3 protein-coding genes are annotated in these 23014 nt (G+C 42.1%); all 3 read right to left on the bottom strand.

Features of this window, described 5'->3' with window-relative positions; translation table 11 throughout:
• Window positions 1–5: 5 nt before the first annotated feature.
• Genes RMZ42_RS03305 through RMZ42_RS03315 form a run of 3 tightly spaced genes read right to left on the bottom strand, consistent with a single transcriptional unit; the run spans window position 6 to window position 23014 of the window.
• Window positions 6–8696: a non-ribosomal peptide synthetase gene (locus RMZ42_RS03305; RefSeq protein WP_322670062.1), complete on the bottom strand. Its 8691-nt coding sequence runs from the start codon at window positions 8694–8696 to the stop codon at window positions 6–8.
• Window positions 8693–18709, bottom strand: coding sequence for a non-ribosomal peptide synthetase (locus tag RMZ42_RS03310; RefSeq protein WP_322670063.1), 10017 nt, complete (start codon window positions 18707–18709; stop codon window positions 8693–8695). Before RMZ42_RS03310 ends, RMZ42_RS03305 begins: the two co-directional genes overlap by 4 nt.
• 54 nt (window positions 18710–18763) lie before the next feature.
• On the bottom strand, window positions 18764–23014 hold the full coding sequence (locus RMZ42_RS03315; protein WP_322670064.1) for a beta-ketoacyl synthase N-terminal-like domain-containing protein: 4251 nt from the start codon (window positions 23012–23014) through the stop codon (window positions 18764–18766).

Genomic DNA, 23014 nt, shown 5'->3' on the forward strand with positions numbered 1-23014 from the left:
CAGGCTTATACCTCATCATCTGTAGCTTTCTGTGCTTGTTCAATACAAGCTTGCAAACGTTCTGCTAATATCTGAACGTGGGGCTGATTTATCATCGTTACATGATTGCCTGGAACAAAATGGACATCTACTGGTTCGTCAGAAAAATTTCCCCAGCCCCAAGTTAAATCCTGCAAAATTTCAGCAGGTACTTCACTATTAGACTCATCAACAGTAGCAGTTTCACTAGCACGTAAGAGGGTAATTCGGCTGGAATAAAACTGTTGTGGTACATAACTAACTAAGCAGTTATTTTTGAGAAATTGCACCTTATTATTAAGCTGCGTAATTTCATCATCGGGGGGCAGAAGATCGGCATCTTTTAGTCGTTCGAGAACATATTTCAGCTGATCTTCCCAAACCAAAGATTCAAGAGTATCAATAGAAATATTCAAGTTCTTGGCGTAAACAACTTCGATCGCACGCGCAAATTCAAACAACCATTTACCGTTATTCCAATCAAAACCGATTGGATTTTCCTGATAAAACGGTGCTTTGGTATCAAGAATGGCAACTAAAGCAACCTTATGACCTTTGTCAAGTAACTGCTGCGCTATTTCAAAAGCTAATTTACCCCCAAAAGAATGCCCTGCCAAAAAATACGGCCCCTGCGGTTGGATAGCTAAGAGTGCTTGAATATACTGGGTGGCTACATCCTCAACGGAGGTAATTGGTTCATCTCCTTTACAAAGAGCATCTGCTTGAAAACTGTAAAATGGTTGGTCTGAACCCAGACAACGGGCTAAGTTGTACAGGTAAAAGGGATCGCCAGCCGCCCCTGGAAGACAAAACAGAGGTGGTTTAGAACCGTGGGACTGAATTGCTACTAAGGGAGATTTAGTTAAGAAGTTGGAATCCGCTTGTATAACAGTCGCCAATTGTTCAACAGTGGGATTTTGGTATAAGCTAGCGATCGCAATATCCTTACCAAACTGCTGTTTAATTTGCGCCATTAAGTAAGGCGTTAAAAGCGAGTGACCACCAAGGTCAAAGAAGTTATCTTGTACTCCTACCCTGTCAACTTTTAAAATCCTTGACCAGATTTGTGTTAGTTGCAGTTCTACTTGGCTACGTGGCGCAACAAATTTGTCTGCGTCACTGCTGTCAGAAGGTGCTTGCAATGCACGCCGATCTACTTTACCGTTGGGTGTTAGGGGCAAGGAATCCAGAATAACTATTACTGGGATCATGTAAGCTGGCAGTTTTGCTTTTAAGAACTGACGCAGTTGGCTAAGTGTCGGTACACATTGTTCATGGGGTACTACATAGGCGACTAAACGTTTATCACCTGGGGTATCTTCCCGGACAATGGCGACAGTTGTTTGAATTTCTGGATGTTGATTGAGTACAGTTTCAATTTCTCCGGGTTCAACCCGAAATCCCCGAATTTTCACCTGATGGTCAATACGACCCAAAAATTCAATATTGCCATCTGGTAAATAACGGGCTAAATCCCCAGTTTTATACAAGAATTCAGAATGAGAAAATTGGCCTTCTCTATCTCCCCTGCTTCGACCAAAGGGATTGGGGATAAATTTTTGCTTCGTTAATTCAGGACGGTTAAAGTAACCGTTAGCCAATCCAACGCCGCCTATGTACAGTTCACCAGTAACGCCGATGGGGACAGGTTGGAAATTACTATCGACAATGTACATTTGTGTATTGTCAATAGGTTTTCCTATAGGAGGATAAGCAGGCCAAGTATTTGGTGTACCTGAGAAAGTAAAAGCTGTTACCACATGGGTTTCCGAAGGGCCGTAATGGTTATGAAGCGAACAATTTTCTAAGTTATTAAATAAATTAACAATTGGTCGATTTACTTGCAGTTGTTCGCCAGTGGTAATAATTTCTGTGAGATTTTTGAACAAATGTTTTTGCTGTCCGTATACCTCTGCCAATTGCTGAAGCACAACAACTGGAAGAATCACCTTCTGTATAGGTTTGCTTGCCAGGAAGTGAATTAAACTGTCCAAATCCAAACGCACAGCTTCGGAAACTATAAATAGCGTTCCACCAGAACACCAAGCGGCGAACATTTCGTGAATGCTGGCATCAAAACTTAATGATGCAAATTGAAGAACTCCTACTCCTGTTTGTAGAGTAGCTAAATGCCATTGAATCAAATTAGTGATTGCTCGATTGGGCAAAGCTACACCTTTTGGTTTACCTGTAGAACCAGAGGTAAATATTACGTAAACTAAGTTACTAGCTTCTACATGAGTAACGAGATTTTCTTGGCTCCATTGAGAAATTACTGCCCAGTCAGTATCTAAACAAACAAGCTTTCCTTGATGTTCAGGTAGTTTGCTAATAAGTTGCTTTTGGGTAAGCAGTACCTTTACCTGGGTATCTTCGAGCATAAAGTGCAAACGCTCAATCGGATAGTCTGGGTCAAGTGGCACATAAGCACCACCAGCCTTCAGAATCCCCAAAAGCCCCACGACCATTTCTAATGAGCGTTCAACACACAATCCAACTAGCACATCTGGTTTTACGCCCAAGGACTTCAGGTAGTGTGCTAACTGATTTGCCCGACAATTCAATTCGTGGTAAGTAAGTTGTTGATTCTCAAACTCTACCGCTACTGCATCTGGAGTACGTTCTACTTGTTCCTCAAACAACTGATGGATACATTTATCAATTGGGTCATCCGTCTGAGTATCGTTCCATTCAGCTAATAACTGATGCTGTTCCCTTGGTGTTATCAGTGGCAAATGGGCGATTTGTTGCTGTGGGTTAGCTATAATTCCCTCAAGCAATGTTTGGAAATGACATAACAAACGAGCGATCGCACCATCATCAAATCGGCTCGTATCATAGTTAATCTTCATCAACAATTGCTTACCAGGAGCAGCAATTACAGTTAGAGGATAATTGGTTTGTTCAATGCTGTGAATACTTTCAATAGAGAAACTGTGATTGTGCGATTGTACTGCCTCATCCACAGGATAATTCTCGAAGACAACAATGCTCTCAAACAAAGGCGTTCCTCTAGAAACTTCGCTCCACCCTTGAATATCTACTAATGAATTATATGAGTATTGCTCAGACTCTACTTGTTGTGTTTGTAAATCCTTCAACAAAGTCCAGACTTGGGTATCATCTCCAACTTGAACTCGCACTGGCAAGGTGTTAATAAATATTCCTACCATTGACTCAATACCAATGAGAGACGGCGGACGACCAGAAACAGTAGCACCAAAAACTACATCTTTTTCTTGGTTGTAGCGACTTAGTAGTAATGCCCAAGTCGCTTGCACTAAATTATTTATCGTTAGTTGATGCTGCCGTGCAAAAGTCTGTAGGGCAGCTGTCGCTTGCTCTGTCAGTTGGATTTGTTGTTCGCTGTAACTAGAATTTAACTGCTGTCGTTTTGACGATGGTTTATCAACTGTCAAAGAAGTAGGTGAGGTAAAACCTTGAAGTTTTTCTCTCCAGAATTGTTCAGCTTGGGTTAAATCTTGTTTCTGTAGCCAAGCAATATAGTTGCGGTAGTTTTGGGCTGGTTGAACGGCTACAGTTTCACCCTGAGAAATTGCTTGATAAAAATACAATAAGTCTTTGAAAACCAAAGGCATTGACCAGCCATCAAGCAATAAATGATGAGAACTCCAAACGAATTGATAACTATCTGCACTCAATTGAATCAGACCCAGGTACATCAATGGTGCTTGATTCAGTTGGAAACCCTGTTGTCGCTGTGACTGTAAGAAAAGCTCTAATTGCTGTTGCTGCTCTTGGCTAGATAGCTGTTGCCAATCATGCCTGTTAAGGTTAATCTCCAACTGCCGATACACTACTTGAAGTGGCTGGGCTAATTGCTGCCAAACAAAAGCAGTCCGCAAGATGGAATGCCGTGCTACCACTTGCTGCCAAGCTTGCTCAAAAGCTGCTACGTTCAACTCACTTTTTAAAGTGAAACTTAACTGCTCAAAATATACTCCTGTATTTGGAGCATACAAACTTTCAAATAGCATCCCCTGTTGCATAGGAGAAAGCGGGTAAATATCTTCAATATTTTTGGAGTTAGTCTTGCCTAAACTTGCTAACAGTTGGTCAAGTTCTAGCTGTTTGAGCTTGGTTAACGGAAAATCTGAAGGTGTATAACCTCCACTCTCACCAGATGAACAATGAGCAATTAACCCTTGCAATGTCTCGACAAATTCTTGCGCCAGACTTGCGATCGTGGTTTGCTGGTGAACATTCGTGCTATAAATCCACTCAATTTGCAACCGATCTCCAGTAATAATGCTGTTAATGTCTAATAAATGAGCGCGGTTGTTCTGCAAACTTTGGCTGTGTCCGGCAGCTTCGCTAGCTGGCTGTATCCAAGAAGATGTATTGAGAAGTTGATCGAATTGACCTAAATAATTGAAACTGATTTCTGCGTGCGGTAATGCCTGTAGTTGAGCAGCGATTTCTACATCTTGACTTAGATAGCGTAATAAGCCATAGCCAATTCCTTTGTTGGAAATAACCCGTAGTTGTTCTTTGACAGACTTTAAGGCATCGGCTAGATTTTCTGTAACTCCCAGTTCTAAAACTACAGGGAAAATGGTTGTAAACCAGCCGATAGTGCGTGATAAATCCACACCATCAATAATATCTTCCCGGCCATGACCTTCTAAGTTGAACAGCACACAGTTAGAGTTAGTCCATCTGCTCAAAACCAGCACTAAGGCAGTTAATAACACATCGTTAATCTGAGTGTTGTAAGCCTTCGGTACATCTTGTAGTAAGGCACGAGTTTGTGCCTCACTTAACGAAACCGATACTGTACTGGCTCCTTCAACAGTATTTGCTCTTTGTGTATAGTCTACTGGGATGGAAGGAACTGCGATACGAGATTCATTCAGCCAATAAGCCACTTCAGATTTGAGGACTTGTGACTGTGCATATTCGGTTAATTTATTAGACCAATCTTTGAAAGAAGTTGTTTTAGTAGGAAGTTTAATGGCTTTACCTTGAGCAAGTTGCTGGTAAGCTGTTTGCAAATCCTCTAACAAAATTCGCCAGGAAACGCCGTCAACTACCAAGTGGTGGATGACTATAAGTAATCGCGCTCTTTTGTCAATACCCAGATAGAAAAAGGCGACTTGCACTAGATTTTCTAACAGATTCAAACTCGCCTGGAAGGAAGCCGCTTTAGCTTCAATAGTCGTTTGTTGCTCGCTCTCTGGGAGTGTCAATAAGTCTATTTGAGAGAAAGCAACGCTATCAGTCACAGCAGAGTGAATTTGCTGCCAAGTAGAGTCAGACTGTATAAAACGTAAGCGCAAAGCATCATGATGTACTAGTAATTGCTGTAATACTTGCTTTAATAACTCTGGCTTGAGGTCAGATGGTACTGAAAGCAGAAATGCTTGATTAAAGTGGTGCGGCTGTGAGAGATTTTGCTCAAAGAAATAGTGTTGAATTGGCGTTAGAGGTAATGTCCCTGTGACTAATCCTTGTTCTATTTGAATAACACTCTCTACGTTTGCCACTGTTGCTAACTGGGCAATTGTTTGATGTGCAAATAATTGCTTGAGAGTCAGTTGCAATCCTGCTTGCTTTGCTCTACTGATGATTTGAATACTAAGAATAGAATCTCCGCCAAGTTCAAAGAAGTTATCATGAATGCCTACTCGTTCTATTCTCAGGACTTCTGCCCAAATCTGCGCTAGTATTTCCTCGATTTGATTGCGTGGGGCTACAAAACTGACTTGGAGTTCTCCACGAGAGTCTGGTGCAGGTAAAGCACGGCGGTTTACCTTACCATTTGGCAAAAGCGGTAGGGACTCCAGCATCACAAAAGCATGAGGAACCATGTAAGCAGGCAGTTGGCTAGAGAGGTACTGACGCAGTTGGTTAATTGTAGGTGTTTGTCCGAGATACGGTACTATGTAAGCAACTATGCGTTTATCACCTGGAGTATCTTCGCAAACAATGACACAAGATGCTTCTACATCCCCGTGTTGGCTCAATACTGTTTCGATTTCTCCCAACTCAATGCGGAAGCCGCGAATTTTAACTTGATTGTCAATTCGTCCTAAGTAGTCGATATTACCGTTACTTAAGTAGCGTACCAAATCCCCAGTTTTGTAAAGGCGGGAATTTGGATTAGTACTAAATGGATTGGGAATGAATCTTTCGCTTGTCAGCTGTGGACGGTTGAGATAACCTTTTGCCAACCCCATACCACCAATGTACAATTCTCCTGGCACACCAATGGGAACAGGCTGTAAATACCTATCTAAAATATATACAGTCCTGTTAGGTAAAGGACGACCAATAGGAATTTTTTTCAGATTAATGTCTTGACTCAACTGGGGAAGAATTTCAAATAGGGTTGCCGTGATAGTCGTCTCTGTAGGGCCATAAGCGTTGATTAGACGAACACCAGACATTGGGCTTTGTTGCCAAATGGCAACATATTCGGGCAACATTACATCTCCGCCAACAATCACAAGTCTGAGTTTGCTGTTGGTATCTAACACTTGTGTTTTGACCCACTCTTGAGTCAATTGTTGCCAATAGGCTGTTGGGAGATTAACGACAGTAAGTTCAAAATCCGAAACTATTTTTTGGAAGTTTGTCGGAGTCCATACATCCGAGCCTCGGAGTACTAAGGTAGCGCCAACTATTAGTGTAGGTAATATCTGTTCTAATGAGGCATCGAAGTTGATTGAGGCAAACTGGAGTACGCGATCGCTCTTTCTAAGTGCATAAGCTTGTTGAATAATACAGCAGTGGTTGGCGATCGCGCCATGTGGAATCATAACCCCTTTGGGCTTTCCAGTCGAACCGGAAGTGTAAATTACATAAGCCAAGTTAGTTGCTTGCACAGAGGCGATACCTACGGTAAGCTGCGCGATCGCATTATCTTGACTTGATTGTGAAATAAATTCCCACTCAGTATCTAAACATACAACTTGCGCTTGATGCTGGGGCAACTTTTCAACGACTTGCTGTTGCGTTAGCAGTACCTTAACTTGAGCATCTTCTAGCATAAAGCTCAAGCGTTCTTGGGGATAGTCTGGGTCAAGTGGCACATAAGCCCCTCCCGCTTTGAGAATACCCAGTAGTCCCACGACCATTTCTAAAGAACGCTCTACACAAATACCCACCAGTGTATCTGCTGTTACACCCAAAGACTGCAAGTAATGTGCCAACTGGTTAGCGCGACAATTCAATTGCTGGTAAGTCAGTTGTTGATTGTCAAAGATAACTGCTACAGCATTGGGGGTACGCTCTACTTGCTCCTCAAACAACTGATGGATACACTTATCAAAAGGATAATCTACTTGAGTATCATTCCATTCAACTAATAATTGTTGTTGCTCAACTTGTGTAAGCATTGGTAATTGCGAAATTCGCTCCTTTGAATTAGTTACAATCCCTTCTAGCAAATTCACAAAATGACCAGTCATCCGCTCAATTGTGCTGGCATCAAACAAGTCAGTGCTATACTCCCAAACACCCACTAATCCAGCACCTGAGTTGTACATTGATAAACTCAAGTCAAACTTAGTAGTTGTGCTTTGTGCTGGTAAAGGACTGATAGTTAAGCCTGCAAGCTCTAGTTCCGACATTGGCGCATTTTGGAGTGCAAACATCACTTGGAACAGTGGTGTATGACTGAGATTCCGTTCTGGCTGTAATGCCTCAACTAACATTTCAAAAGGCAAATCCTGATGATTATATGCTCCTAGAGCTATTTCCCGAACGCGTCCAAGTAATTCGCTAAAAGTGGGGTTGTCTGCCAAGCTGGTACGCATGACTAAGGTATTGACAAAAAAGCCAATTAACCCTTCTATTTCAGAGCGATCGCGGTTGGCGATCGGTGTTCCCACCAAGATATCTGATTGTCCAGTGTAGCGGTAAAGTAGGATATCAAAGGCTGTTAACAGAGTCATAAAGAGAGTACAACCTCTCTCCTGGCTGAGTTTTGCTAATCTATTAGTCAACTCAACTGAGAGTGTAAATTCTTGAGTTGTGCCTGTGAAAGTCTGCACAGCAGGTCTTGGTCGGTCTGTAGGTAACGGCAATAAAGCTGGTGCATCTTTTAGTTGTTGTTGCCAGTAATTCAGTTGAGTTTGCAGTACATCCCCTTGCAACCAATCTTTCTGCCATAAGGCGAAATCTGCGTACTGAATCGGTAGAGGTGCTAAAGGTGACGGCTGACCTTGAGAATAAGCCTTATACAGTGTTGCTAGTTCAGAGACAAACACACCCATTGACCAGCCATCAGAAACCACATGGTGCATACACACTAACAAGATGTGTTCTGTCTGGGACAAAACTACTAATGTTGCTCTGATTAATGCTCCCTTTGCTAAATCAAACGGTTGAATAGCTTGTTGTTGCACCAATTTCTGTGTAGCAATTTCTTGTTCGCTTGGTGATAGATTTTGCCACTCAAGAACTGAGACTTTCCAATTCGTTTGTGTGTGAATGATTTGTATTGGTTGTTCATCAACAGTTACGAAGTTGGTGCGTAACGCTTCATGGCGATCGATAATTTCTTGTAAGCTTTGTTCTAAGGCAGCCCGATTGAGATTTCCGACTAGACGCAAAGCTAAGGGGATGTTGTATGTAGAACTGTTCGGCTCTAACTGGTCTAAAAACCACAAACGCTGTTGAGCATAAGATAGGGGTAATTCTTCAGTAATCATCTCTTGCTCCTTGGTAGAATGCGTGGAACAGTTAAGTCTAAGTTTTGTTGCTGTAACTTCCCGATAGATTGCGCTAGTTCAGCTATGGTTGCAACATTGAACAATTCGCTTAAAGAGAGTTGGACTTTGAAGCGATCGCGGATGCGTGAAACTAGTTGAGTTGCAAGTAGCGAGTGTCCGCCAAGTTCAAAGAAGTTATCATAAATTCCTACTTGCTCTAATCCCAGCACTTGTGACCACATTTGTGCCAGTGTTTCTTCTATTGGTGTGCGCGGGGCAACATATTTATCTGAAATTTCGCTTTGTAAATCCGGTATGGGCAAAGCACGGCGATCTATCTTGCCGTTAGGAGTTAGCGGCAATGACTCTAAGATGACAACAGCATTTGGCATCATGTAGTCTGGTAATTTTGTTTTCAAGAATTGCCGCAGTTCGCTGCCTAAAGTGGGTGTACAGTCCTGATGCGCTACCACATAGGCAACTAAGCGTTTATCACCTCTATTATCTTCACAGAGGATGACGCAAGATGCTTGCACATCACTATGTTGGCTCAGGACTGTTTCGATTTCTCCCAATTCGATGCGGAAACCGCGCATTTTTACTTGGTTGTCAATACGTCCCAAGTATTCAATATTGCCATCAGGTAAATAGCGTGCTTTATCGCCAGTTTTGTAGAGGCACGAATAGGAGTCAGAACTAAAAGGGTTGGGAATAAATTTCTGTTGTGTTAACTCTGGTCGGTTAAGATATTCCCTTGCTTGACCATCACCTCCAATATAAATTTCTCCTGGTACACCAACGCCCACGGGCTGTAGTTGGGAATTTAACAAATAGATTTGCGTGTTGGAAATTGGTTGACCGATGGGAATAGTTTTAGCGTTTTCGGGTACATCCTGCACCAAATACCAAGAAGTAAATGTTGTATTCTCTGTTGGCCCATAAACGTGGAGTAGTCGCTGCGGCGCACCATTTTTCAATACTTCTTTGACCCATTTCGGCTCGACAGCTTCACCGCCGAATAGAAGATGCCGCAGTGAATGGAAAACACAAGGGACTTCTTGAGCAATTTGATTGAACAAGGCAGTTGTCAAAAATAACACGCTAATACCTTGTGCTTGAATAAAGGTTGCAAAGTCTTGTGGCGAAAGTGCCAAATCTTTGCTCACCCCCACCAATCGCGCTCCGTTAAGTAGTGCGCCCCAAATTTCAAAAGTAGCAGCATCGAAGGCGTAATTTGAGGCTTGTGCAATTACATCTTGAGCAGAAATGCTCACATAGTTGGTTTGTTTGACTAATCGAACTACACCTCGATGGAGAACGCTAACACCTTTGGGTTGACCTGTAGAACCGCTTGTGTACATTACATAAGCTAAGTTATCAGCTTTGACGCTGGTAGTTGGGTTGTGTTGTGTTTGTTGGCTGATGATATCCCAGTGTGAGTCTAAGCAAACTACATTAGCTTGGCTGCCTAGCTTATCAACTAGCTTTTCTTGAGTCAATACGACTGATAGCTGAGTGTCTTCGAGCATGAAGTTTAATCGCTCTTGGGGATATTCTGGATCGAGTGGCACATAAGCACCACCCGCCTTGAGAATTCCCAACATTGACACCACCATTTCTAATGAACGTTCAACGCACAACCCAACCAATACTTCTGGTTTGATCCCAAGGGTTTGGAGATAGTGGGCAAGTTGATTTGCTCTGGCGTTTAACTCGGCATAAGTCAGCTGTTGATCCCCAAATATCACCGCCGTTGCATTGGGTGTTTGTTCTACTTGTACTTCAAACAACTGGTGAATACATTTATCTTGGGGATACTCTACTGCTGTGTTGTTCCACTCCACTAAAAGTTGATGGCGCTCCTCACTAGACACAAGAGAGTGCAACTCATAGCGTCCTTGTGGCTCCTTCGCCATTGCCGCTAGAACTCTCAGATAATAATCACTAATCCTGTTAACTTGTTCGGTGGATAACTCGCAGGAATCGTACTTTAAATTCAGTGTTATGTCAGAAGAGTTGGGACTGACGCTGAATTGAGCTAAGAAAGTAAAGTTTGTTTGTTCAAAAAACTTTCCACCTAGCAACTGTAAATTATCGAGTTCCAGTAGCTGTTCGTAGACATGGAAATGAGTGAAATTAAACGCCGTTTCAAACAGAGACTCACCACCCAAACTCCTCTGTATCTCCGCCAAAGGATAGCGACGGTGTGGCAACATTTCTCGTTCTGCTGCAAACACTTGTTGCACCAAATCTATCCAAGTGCCTCCAGCAAATTGCAGGCGGAATGGCAATGTATTCAGGAATAGTCCCAGAATTCGCTCACCATCATTTTGTTCAGGTCGTCCGTTAGCGGCTACCCCCGTTACTACATCCTGTTCACCACTGAGGAAATTTAATACTCGCAGATGGGCAGCCAAAAGCACACTCTTGAGTGTAGCTTCTGCGGAGTGAGCCAGCTGTTTTAAGCCAGCAAAAATCTCAGGAGCTAAATTTACCTCTTGCACACCAAGTTCTTTAGCATTGGTATGTTTTGGTACAGAAGACCAGCGAGGTAATTTGGTGAAAGTGCTGTCATTTAACTTTTCACTCCAGTATCGCTGAGTTTCTGGTGAAGCGATCGCTTGTTGCTCTAAAGCTACAAAATCCCGGAACGCAATACTAAATGGCGATACATAATCTACTGATTTGCCTAAAAGTGACAAGTAACGTTTAAAAAACTCACTCATCATTGAAGCAACACTCCACCCATCAAGAATGGCATGGTGGAAGCTCAAAGACAAATTAAATGTTTCCGGTGTGCGACGATGCACAAAGAAACGCAATAGAGGAGGATGAGTCCAATCAAAATGACGTTTCTTTTCAGCTTCAAACCAATTAGCTAAGGCAACTTCATGCTGAGAATGATCTAAATGACACCAATCTTCTACCTGCAAGGGAATCTCAATTTGCTGATGAACCAGTTGCAACGGAATACTAAATTTACTAAGCTCAAACGAAGTCCGCAGTACAGGGTGATGATTGATTAAATCTTGAATAGCAACTTGTAAAAGTTGAACATCAAACGGGGTTTTGAGATGGAAACTGAAAATGTCGTGATATGTACTATCTTGGCTGTACTCACTGTGGTAAACCATTCCCATTTGCAGTATAGCCAGAGGATAGGCATCCTCTACACCGTCGGGTAAATGTTCTTTGTCTGTTTCAGAAATGAGACTGAATGGTTGAGTTAATTCTAATTTTGTAGCGTCATTCTTTTGTGTTTTTAGTTCTTGAACTAGCTCGTGAATCGTCTGATATTGGAATAGCTGTGCAAGAGAGAGATTCAAACCTTGTTCTTTAGCTTGAGACAGCACTTGAATGCTACGGATAGAATCTCCACCTAAAGCAAAGAAGTTATCATGAATACCCACCTGCTCAATACCGAGAACATTAGCCCAGATAGTGGCTAATATTTTTTCTTCTCTTGTGCTAGGCGTGACAAAAACATCTTCTAGTTCTGGTCTTGCAGTGTCAGGTACAGGTAAAGCGCGACGGTCTATCTTACCATTTGCTGTCAGTGGGAGAGCTTCTAACTGTACAAAAGCACTTGGAACCATGTAGCTTGGCAGTTGGTTGCTGAGGAAGCGACGTAGTTCTTGGATTGTCAAAGATTGCCCCACCTGCGGCACTACGTAAGCCACTAAACGTTTACTTCGACTCCGGCTCCATCGAGCGAAGTCGAGATGCTCAGTACAAGTGTCCCCCGGTTCATCTTCTCGCACCACCACCACACTTTCCCAAACATCTGGGTGAGCAGCTAGTAATGCTTCAATTTCTCCCAACTCAATGCGGAAACCACGAATCTTGACTTGATTATCAATTCGCCCCAAATACTCTAACTCGCCATTGGGCAAATACCGTGCCAAGTCCCCTGTTTTATATAGTCGCGCTTTGTCGTAGTTGCTAAAAGGATGAGAAATAAAGCGTTCTGCTGTCAGTTCTGGACGATTCAGATAACCGCGCGCCACCCCAGCACCACCAACGTACATCTCACCAGGAACGCCAATTGGTACTGGCTGAAAATATTCGTCCAGCACATACACCTTGAGGTCAGGTATCGGACGACCTATAATACTGGCTGTGTGATTTAAATCTTCCTTGCTCAATGGACGATAAGTGACGTGTACAGTAGTTTCCGTAATCCCGTACATATTCACTAATTGGGGTGAGGTGTCGCCATGTCGCTCAAACCAAGGCTGTAAGCTCTTGATTTCTAAGGCTTCTCCACCGAAAATTACCAAGCGTAAGTTCAAATCGTTAGTGGTTAAACCTGACTGTTCAGCTTGAATTAATTGGCGGAAGGCGGAAGGTGTTTGATTGAGAATTGTGACTTGCTCTTGAGCTAATAACTGATAGAAGGATTCGGGCGATCGCGTCACTAAATACGGAACTACTACCAATCGCCCACCATACAGCAATGCGCCCCAAATTTCCCACACGGAAAAGTCAAATCCATAAGAGTGGAACATTGTCCATACATCATCTTGACTAAAGTGATACCAAGAATCCGTGGCTGCAAACAGACGCACTACATTTGAGTGGTTGACTAAAGTGCCTTTTGGTTGACCTGTTGAGCCTGATGTGTAGATGACATAAGCTAAGTTATCAGTTGTAGAGCCACTAACTGGATTGTCTTCACTTTCTGTAGATATGTCTTCCCAGTCTCGATCTAAGCAGAATACACGGGCGGTATGTTCCGGTAAGCTAGTGAGCAATTTCTTTTGAGTCAACAGTATCTGCACCTGTGAATCATTGAGCATATATGCCAAACGGTCAGTAGGGTAGTCTGGGTCAAGTGGCACATAAGCCCCGCCTGCTTTGAGAATTCCCAAGAGTCCCACAAGCATTTCTAAAGAGCGTTCTACACACAACCCAACCAGCGTATCTGCTTCCACACCCAATGAGCGCAAGTAATGAGCCAACTGGTTAGCGCGACAATTCAACTGGTGATAGGTGAGTTGTTGATTTTCAAATACAACTGCTACTGCATTTGGGGTACGCCCGACCTGTTCTTCAAACAATTCATAGATACACTTATCCTGAGAATAATCCGCCTGAGTATCGTTCCACTCTACTAATAACTGTTGTTGCTCAGGTTGTGTCAGCAGTGATAATTGAGAAATGCGCTCAGTAGGGTTAGAAACGATACTTTCCAGCAAGGTTACAAAATGCCCACTCATCCGCTCAATTGTGCTGGCATCAAATAAGTCAGTACTATACTCCCATACACCCACCATTCCAGTACTTGTACTGAGCGTAGTCGAAATAGGAGTGTTCTGCATTAATAAAGACAAATCAAACTTAGCTGTTGCGCTTTCTGCAATCAATGGGGTGACACTTAACCCAGCCAACTCGACTTCAGACATAGGCGCATTCTGGAGTGCAAACATCACTTGGAACAGTGGTGTATAGCTGAGGTCTCTTTGTGGCTGCAATGCCTCAACTAGCATTTCAAAAGGCAAATTCTGATGAGCATAAGCATCCATTGCCATTTCTCGAACACGAGTGAGCAATTCGCTAAAGCTGGGATTATCTGCCAAGTTACTACGCATCACTAAAGTGTTGACAAAAAAGCCAATTAACCCTTCTGTCTCACTGCGATCGCGGTTTGCAATAGGAGACCCTACTAAAATGTCTGCTACACCTGTGTAGCGATAAAGTAAAGTATCATAAGCTGCCAAGAGCGTCATGAACAAAGTTACTCCTTGCTCCTGGCTCAGTTTTGTCAGTCTATTAGTTAACTCAACTGACAGTGCAAACTCTTGATATGTGCCAGTGAAAGTCTGCACCGCAGGTCTAGGGCGGTCTGTAGGTAGGGACAATAAAGCTGGTGCATCTTTGAGTTGTTGTTGCCAGTAACTTAGTTGGCTTTGCAGTACATCTCCTTGTAACCAGTTTCTTTGCCATAAGGCAAAATCTGCATACTGAATCGGCAGTGGTGTTAAAGGTGACGGCTGACCTTGAGAATAAGCACTGTACAGTGCTGCTAATTCTTGGATAAACACACCTATTGACCAAGCATCAGACACCACATGGTGCATACACACTAACAAAATGTGTTCTGTCTCGGACAGCACTACTAAGGTCGCCCTGAGTAATGCAACACTTGCTAGTTCAAAAGGCTGAATAGCCTGTTGTTGTATTAATTGCTGTGTGGCTATTTCTTGTTCGCCTGGTGGCAGATATTGCCACTCAAGAACTGAGAGCGTCCAATTCGTTTGTGTTTGAATGATTTGAGAAGGTTTTCCATTAACAGTGACGAAATTGGTGCGTAAGGCTTCGTGACGATGAATAATTTCTTGTAAGCTTTGTTCTAAGGCTGCTTGATTGACATTTCCCACTAGACGCAAAGCTATAGGCAAGTTGTATAAGGCACTGTTCGGCTCTAATTGGTCTAAAAACCATAGACGCTGTTGAGCATAAGACAGTGGTAAGTCTGAATTATTTGCTCTTGGCAAGATAGGCGGCGCAGAGAGTTCTATCTCTTGTACTGAGCGACTTGTACCGAGCATCTCGACTTCGCTCGATGGAGCCGGAGTCGAGGTAAGTCGAAGTATTTGTTGCTGTAACTGCTCAATTACCTGTGCTAATTCGGCAACTGTCGCTTTGGCAAACAACTCACGCAATGGTAGTTCTACTTTGAAAATGTTACGAATGCGTGAAACTAGTTGCGTTGCTAGTAGCGAGTGTCCCCCAAGTTCAAAGAAGTTATCATAAACTCCTACTTGCTCCACTTTCAGCACTTGCGCCCAAATTTGTGCCAGTAGTTCTTCAATCGGAGTGCGTGGGGCTACGAATTTGTCTGAATTACTGCTGTCTACATCAGGTGCAGGTAAAGCACGGCGATCTACTTTACCACTAGGAGTCAGTGGCAAGGAATCCAACATCACAAAAGCATTAGGTACCATGTACTCTGGCAGCTTTGCTTTCAGGAATTGCCGCAGTTCGCTGATTGCCAATGTACAGTTCTGATGTGCTACCACGTAGGCAACTAAGCGTTTACTTCGGCTTCGCTCAGTACAAGTATCACCTGGAGTATCTTCGCGGACGATCGCACAAGATGCTTGCACATCACCATATTGGCTCAGTACTGCTTCAACCTCGCCTAACTCAATGCGGAAGCCTCGGATCTTAACCTGATTATCAATGCGTCCCAGATATTCGATGTTGCCATCTGGTAAATAGCGTGCTAAGTCCCCAGTTTTATATAATCTACTCCCTACTGCCTTCTCAAAGGGATTGGAGATAAATTTTTCTTGTGTTAACTCCCTTCGATTAAGGTAGCCCCGCGCCAAAGAGACACCACCAATGTACAATTCTCCCGGTATACCAACGGGTACAGGCTGTAGACACTTATCTAAAATGTAAATTTGTGTATTCGCGATCGGTCGTCCAATTGGAGGAAGTAACGGCCAATTCTCTATTGGATTAGCCAAAGTAAAAGTGCTGATTACATGGCTCTCTGATGGCCCGTAATGATTGTGCAAAGTACAATCGGTTAGTTTGCCCAACCACCCAGAAATAGCGGGAGTAATCTGCAACTGCTCCCCAGCAGTAATAATTTCCCTTAGATGACTATTAACTAATTCACTATCAACAGCGATTTCAGCTAATTGCTGTAAAGCAACAAAGGGAACAAACAGTCTCTCAACAGATTTTTGTTGGAGAAAACCTAACAAAGCTACTGGATCTCGGCGCAACTCCTCCGTAATTAAGAACAATGTGCCTCCCGAAAACCAGGTAGTGAATATTTCTTGGAAGGAGACATCAAAGCTAATAGGAGCAAATTGCAGCGTTTTTGCTCCAGTAGAAATTGTAGTATTTTGCAGTTGCCACAGAATCAAATTGCAAAGAGCAAGCTGATTCAGAGCTACACCTTTAGGTTGACCTGTAGAACCAGAGGTATAAATTACATATGCTAAATTAGTTGCTTGTACGCCAGGGATGAAATTATCCTGACTAGACTGGGAAATTTGTTGCCAGTCAGTATCTAAGCAGACAAGTTTTGCTTGATGCTGAGGTAGTCTCTCCTGGAATGATTGCTGGGTCAACAACACTGAAACTTGAGCATCTTCTAACATGAAACTCAGGCGTTCAGTTGGATACTCTGGATCAAGTGGCACATAAGCCCCACCTGCCTTAAGAATCCCTAATAGTCCCACGACCATTTCTAAGGAACGCTCGACACACAACCCAACCAATACATCGGCTTCAACTCCTAAAGACTTCAAGTAGTGCGCCAACTGGTTAGCACGGCAGTTTAATTGGTGGTAAGTCAGTTGTTGATTGCCAAATTCCACCGCTACAGCATTGGGTGTGCGCTTAACCTGCTCCTCAAACAACTGATGGATAGATTTATCTTTGGGATATTCAGTTTGAGTATCGTTCCATTCGACAAGTAACTGTCGTTGTTGTGCTTGTGTCAGTAGAGGCAATTGGGAAATTTGCTGCTGTGGATTAGTAACAATGCTTTCGAGCAAGGTCACAAAATGACCCGCCATCCGCTCTATGGTGGGCGCATCAAACAAGTCTGTGTTGTATTGCCACACAGTTGCCAGCCCAGAGGTAGTATTTTTAATGAATAAAGTCAAATCAAACTTGGCAATTGTTCTTTCTGTCGCTAACGGACTGACACTTAACCCAGTAAACTCTACTTCAGACATGGGAGCATTTTCGAGAACAAACATCACCTGAAACAGTGGTGTATGGCTGAGGTCTCGTTGTGGCTGTAATGCTTTTACCAACTCTTCAAAGGGCAGGTCTGGGTGAGCAGAAGTTAAGAGTGTCAGTTGCCGCACTCGGTTCAGTAACTGTTGAAAAGTGGGGTTGCCTGACAAATCGGTACGTAATACTAAAGTGTTGACAAGAAAGCCAATTAACCCTTCAAGTTCTAAGCGATCGCGTTTAGCAATGGGTGTGCCTACTAAAATGTCATCGGAGCCTGTATACCGATAAAGCAAGGTAACATAAGCTGCGAACAGCGTCATGAACAGAGTAGCTCCCTCTTGCCTGGTGAAATTAGCAACTGCTTGACTCAGTTGATTTGAAAGTTCAACACTGTAGAGTGCGCCTCGGAAAGTTTGAATGGCTGGTCTTGGTCTGTCTGTGGGTAACTCTAGTAAGGTAGGAGCGTTTTTGAGTAGTTGTTTCCAATAGTCAAGCTGTGTTTCGAGTATTTCTGCTTGTAACCACTGCCGTTGCCAAATAGCAAAGTCGGCATACTGAATTGGTAGCTCAGGTAACTCTGGAGATAAGTTATTGCTAAGGGCTGAGTAAATGGTTGCTAATTCCCGCATTATCACACCCATTGACCAACCATCAAAAACAATGTGGTGTATTGTGATTAGCAAGACGTGTTCTACCTCTGTGAGTTTAAGCACAGAAGCTCGAATTAAAGGAGAATTAGCAAGGGCAAAGGGTCGAGTTGTTTCTGCTGTGGCTAATTGCTGACAAGCGATCGCTTTTTCACTTTCAGGTAAATCTGTTAAATCTATGATTGGCAGACTTAAGATTAAGCTGTCAGCAATTACTTGGACTGGCTGCTCGTTGATGGTGTCGAAGTTGGTACGTAATGCTTCGTGGCGAGAGATAATTTTGTTGAGACTTTGCTCTAGTGCTACGACGTTCAACTGACCGTGCAGTTTTAGAGCTGCTTGTTCGTTGTAGAAGGGGTTATCTGGTTCCAACTGGTTCAATAACCAGATTTGTTCTTGGCCAAAAGACAGAGGTAAGTTCTGAGGACGATCGACTTTGATCGGGGATAAATCTGTGTTAGTAGCGATACCTCCAGTGAACTTTACTAACTCATTTTTCTGGTGCAGCAACGAAACAAGTTCTGCTTTACGGTTAACCAGTAAATTACGAGTGTCTGGTGTCAATACTCCTTTGGGGGCATTAACACGCAACTGCTCGCTCTCAACCCACAACTTCACACCCTGCTTAGTCAGATCGGCTACCAATTCTTCGATATTCATAGAAACTTACCTCCACGTCACTTAATTAGTAATTCTTAATTAAAATTTATTTAATCAAATTGTTATTTCTTCTCTATCAATTGCACCTAAATTAATATCTGATTCTGGTTGTTTCTCCAACTTTGGTGCTATTTCAGCTATAGTAGGAAATTCAAACAGATTTGTTACAGTTAATTGAATAGAAAAAGTATTTCGTAATCTAGATACAACTTGAACCGCTATTAAAGAATCTCCTCCTAATTGAAAAAAGTTATCATAGATTCCTATCTGTTTAATTCCCAAAAATTCTTGCCAAACAATGACAATTTTTTGCTCAATTTCATCACGAGGAGCTACATAAGTATTGGGTAAATCAGGTCTTGAATGGAGCGGAGATAATTCTTGCTGAAAAACATTCGGATTTCTTTGTAATGAAATCTCTGCTTCAAAGCCAGTTTCTTTTTGCTTATAAATTCGGCTAAATGCAGCTGATGCAGAAGCTTGAGCCATAATAATTTTATGCTCAAATGCTTCATTTTCAGGAAAAGCGGCAACTTGAACAAAATCTTGAGCGTGTAATGCGTCAAACCATTGGTCTTTAATGATAAAAGGCTGACCTGGGCTGCGTCTTGTATCATTTAAAGGTTTTAATAGCAGACCCCAACTAATATCAAAATCTATTTTCGCTTGAGTAATTTCCCACAGTAAGAGGAAGCCGCCAGGAGCTAATAAAGACCGGACATGGTAGAGTGTTTGATCTATATTTTGAGTTGCGTGCAAAACATTAGAAGCTATAACTATATCAAAGCTATGCTTCTCAAATCCTTGCTCAGTTGGTGACTTGTCTATATCTAATAACTTATATTCAACAAATGAATATTCCTTAAACTTCTGTTGCGCTTGAGTCAGAAACGCACTACCAATATCAGTAAAAGTATAGTTGGTTTGTTGGAATGGCAACACAGGTAATAAAGCTTGTGTAGACATACCAGTACCTGCGCCGATTTCTAGCACTCTCAGATGAATCGATGGTGGCAATAATTTGACTACCTGTTCTAAGCTTGAGCGCAAAATAGAGTTGTAGTAATTCATTAAAACAGATTCTGTATGTGAACCTTTATGTTCTTTTTGGTAAACCAGTTCATTGAAAATTTCTAATGGTTCTTGTTCACCAACAACAATAGCAGCTAAATTTTCACCACAGCGTTGCACTAAATCTAAATCTACTAAAGATGAATCAGCAAACCTCACTCTGACTTCTTCTAAATATTCATCAATATCATTTTGTGAACATGGCACTAGCCCAAAAAATAATTCCTCTTGTTGTTGTAGTTGTCCTTGTTCTACTAATATTTGTAACCATCTACAGAACAATTGTTGATAGCGGGAAGAAATATGGTATTGCGTTAAAAAATTCTCCAAAAAATACTTTTCTTCGGGATTACTAAAAGCCCGTAATTGCTGCAATGCATAATTTATGTAGGCTGTACATAAACTATCTAACCACTGTTTGTTTCCTTGATAGGTTAACTCGTTAAATTCTGCATTGTTCACACTTGCTTGTTTTTGACCTGCTTGTGTAAGCGATGTCCATAATTGCGATGTTGTGGGTATTTGCAACTTTCCCCAAGCTGCTTTTTGTGGAGGGTCAATCCAATAACGTTGGCGTTCAAAGGGATAAGTTGGTAAGGGAAGACGATAATATTCATCATGACTATAAAATCCAAACCAATCTACTTTGACACCAGTCAACCAGAGTTGACCTAATGTGGTCAATAAAACATGACTATCAAATTGCTTTTCTTGGGGATGACGTACCGAAGTTAAGACCGTTTGTGTGTCTGCTTTGTCTGGATGTCTTTTGACTAATGTAGTTAGTGTGTGTCCTGGCCCTACCTCTATTAAGACTTGCTCTGGTGTTGCTAATAATTTCTCTACGCCAGAGGCAAACAGTACTGTAGAACGCAGATGTTGAGCGTAGTAGTCGGGATTTGTGGCTTGACTGACTTTAATCCAAGTACCAGTCAGGTTAGAGATATAAGGAAGTTTTGGTGGATTTAAAGTAACTTTTTTGACTCGCTCTGCAAATGCCTCTAAGATTGGTTCCATCATTTGCGAATGGAAGGCATGGGAAGTATGCAGACGACGGCATTCAATCCCTTGAGTAGCAAGCTGACTTTGTAGTACTTCGATTTCTGGTATGGAACCGGAAACTACACATTGCAAAGGTTGATTAATTGCTGCTAGAGAAAGTTCTGTCCCTAATAGAGATTTTACCTTGTCTGCGGGCAGCGGAATTGAAAGCATTGCTCCAGTGGGTAGTTGCTGCATCATCTGTCCGCGTGCTGCTACCAAAGATAAGGCATCTTCTAGGGAAAAAACTTCTGCTAGAGTTGCTGCTACATATTCGCCAATACTATGACCGATCGCAGCTTGTGGTTCCACTCCATAAGACTGCCATAATCTAGCTAGGGCGTATTCAATTACAAAAATAGCGGGTTGAGCAATTCCTGTCTGTTGAAGTTGCTTTGATGCCTCATCAATATTTGATTCACTAGGATAAATAATATGGCGTAAATCCAGCCCTAGTAAAGGTTTAAGAATTTCTGAGCAATAATCAACTTGTTCTCTAAACACTGTCTCAGTTTCATAAATTTCCCGCGCCATGTTGACGTACTGAGAACCTTGTCCGGGAAACATAAAAGCAACAGGTCGTTCTGTAATTTCTGTGTAATTAGTAAAAACTTGTTTTGGATCTAAACTACTGAGAGCTTTAACAGCATCTTCTAAATCGTGACAAACTAACATCCGTCGATAATTAAAACCCCGGCGACCACTATTGAGGGTATAAGCAACATCACTTAAGTTAACTTCTGGATGCTCTTTTAAATACACTATCAAATTAGCTGTTGCCTTCTCAAGCGCACTCGCGGTTTTAGCCGATAAACACAACAATAAATATTTATTTTTGAATTTTGAATTTTGAATTTTGAATTGAGTTGCTTCTTCTAAAATCACATGAGCATTAGTCCCTCCCATACCAAAAGAACTAACCCCAGCACGGCGAGGAGTGTTATTTGTTTTCCATTCAGTCAGGGTTGTATTGACATAAAAAGGACTGTTGGCAAAATCAATTTTGGGATTAGGTGTCTGGTAGTGCAAACTAGGAGGCAGCATTTTATGTTGCAGTGCTAATACAGTTTTAATTAAACCTGCGACACCTGCTGCTGTATCCAAATGTCCAAAGTTAGTTTTTACCGAACCAATAGCGCAGAAGCCTTTTTTATCTGTAGTTTGATTAAAAGCTTGAGTTAAAGCGGCAATTTCTATCGGATCTCCTAAAGGTGTAGCTGTGCCATGAGCTTCGATGTAGGAAATTGTTTCGGCATCTACATCTGCTATAGCTTGAGCTTCGCCAATGACTGCTGCTTGACCACTCGCACTAGGCGCAGTGTAGCCAACTTTTATTGCACCATCATTATTGATGGCTGAACCTTTAATGATTGCATGGATGTGGTCGCGATCGCTTATTGCATCCTTTAATCTTTTCAACACCACAATCCCAGCACCGCTACCAGCAATTGTCCCTTGTGCCTTAGCATCAAAAGCACGGCAGTGTCCATCAGGAGAAAGAATCATCTCCGGTTGATGCAAATAACCTGTTTTTTGAGGAATGCTGATAGAAACTCCACCAGCTAAAGCTATGTCACATTCACCATTTAAGAGACTTTGACAAGCAAAGTGAACTGCAACCAAAGAAGTAGAACACGCTGTTTGCACATTTACTGCGGGGCCAGTCAAGTTGAGTTTATATGCAACTCGTGTCGGTACAAAATCTTTATCGTTAGAGATTCCCAGTTGTAGAGGGTCAATTGTTTCTAATAATTGATGATGAGGAATGAGATTATTGAGCAAATACCTACTCATCCCCACACCACCATAAACCCCAATTAAACCATTGTAAGTTTCCGGGTCATAACCAGCTTTTTCTACAGCTTCCCAAGCTAATTCTAAAAATAGGCGTTGTTGTGGGTCTATTAACTCAGCTTCTTTTGCACTATAAGTAAAGAAATTTGCATCAAACAAATCAATGTCTGATATAACAGCACTAGCTTTTACATAACTTGGGTTATTTAGTAAATCTAGGGAAACGCCAGAATTTATTAATTCTTCATCAGTTAGCGACGAGATAGTTTCTACTCCATCACGTAGATTCTGCCAAAATGATTCGATATCTTTTGCCCCTGGAAATCTACCAGCAACAGCAATTATAGCTATTTCAGAACCATTAAATTCATTATTTTTATGAACTGAATTTATTGTCAT

This window comes from Nostoc sp. DedQUE05 (assembly GCF_034530955.1).
GTDB lineage: Bacteria > Cyanobacteriota > Cyanobacteriia > Cyanobacteriales > Nostocaceae > Nostoc.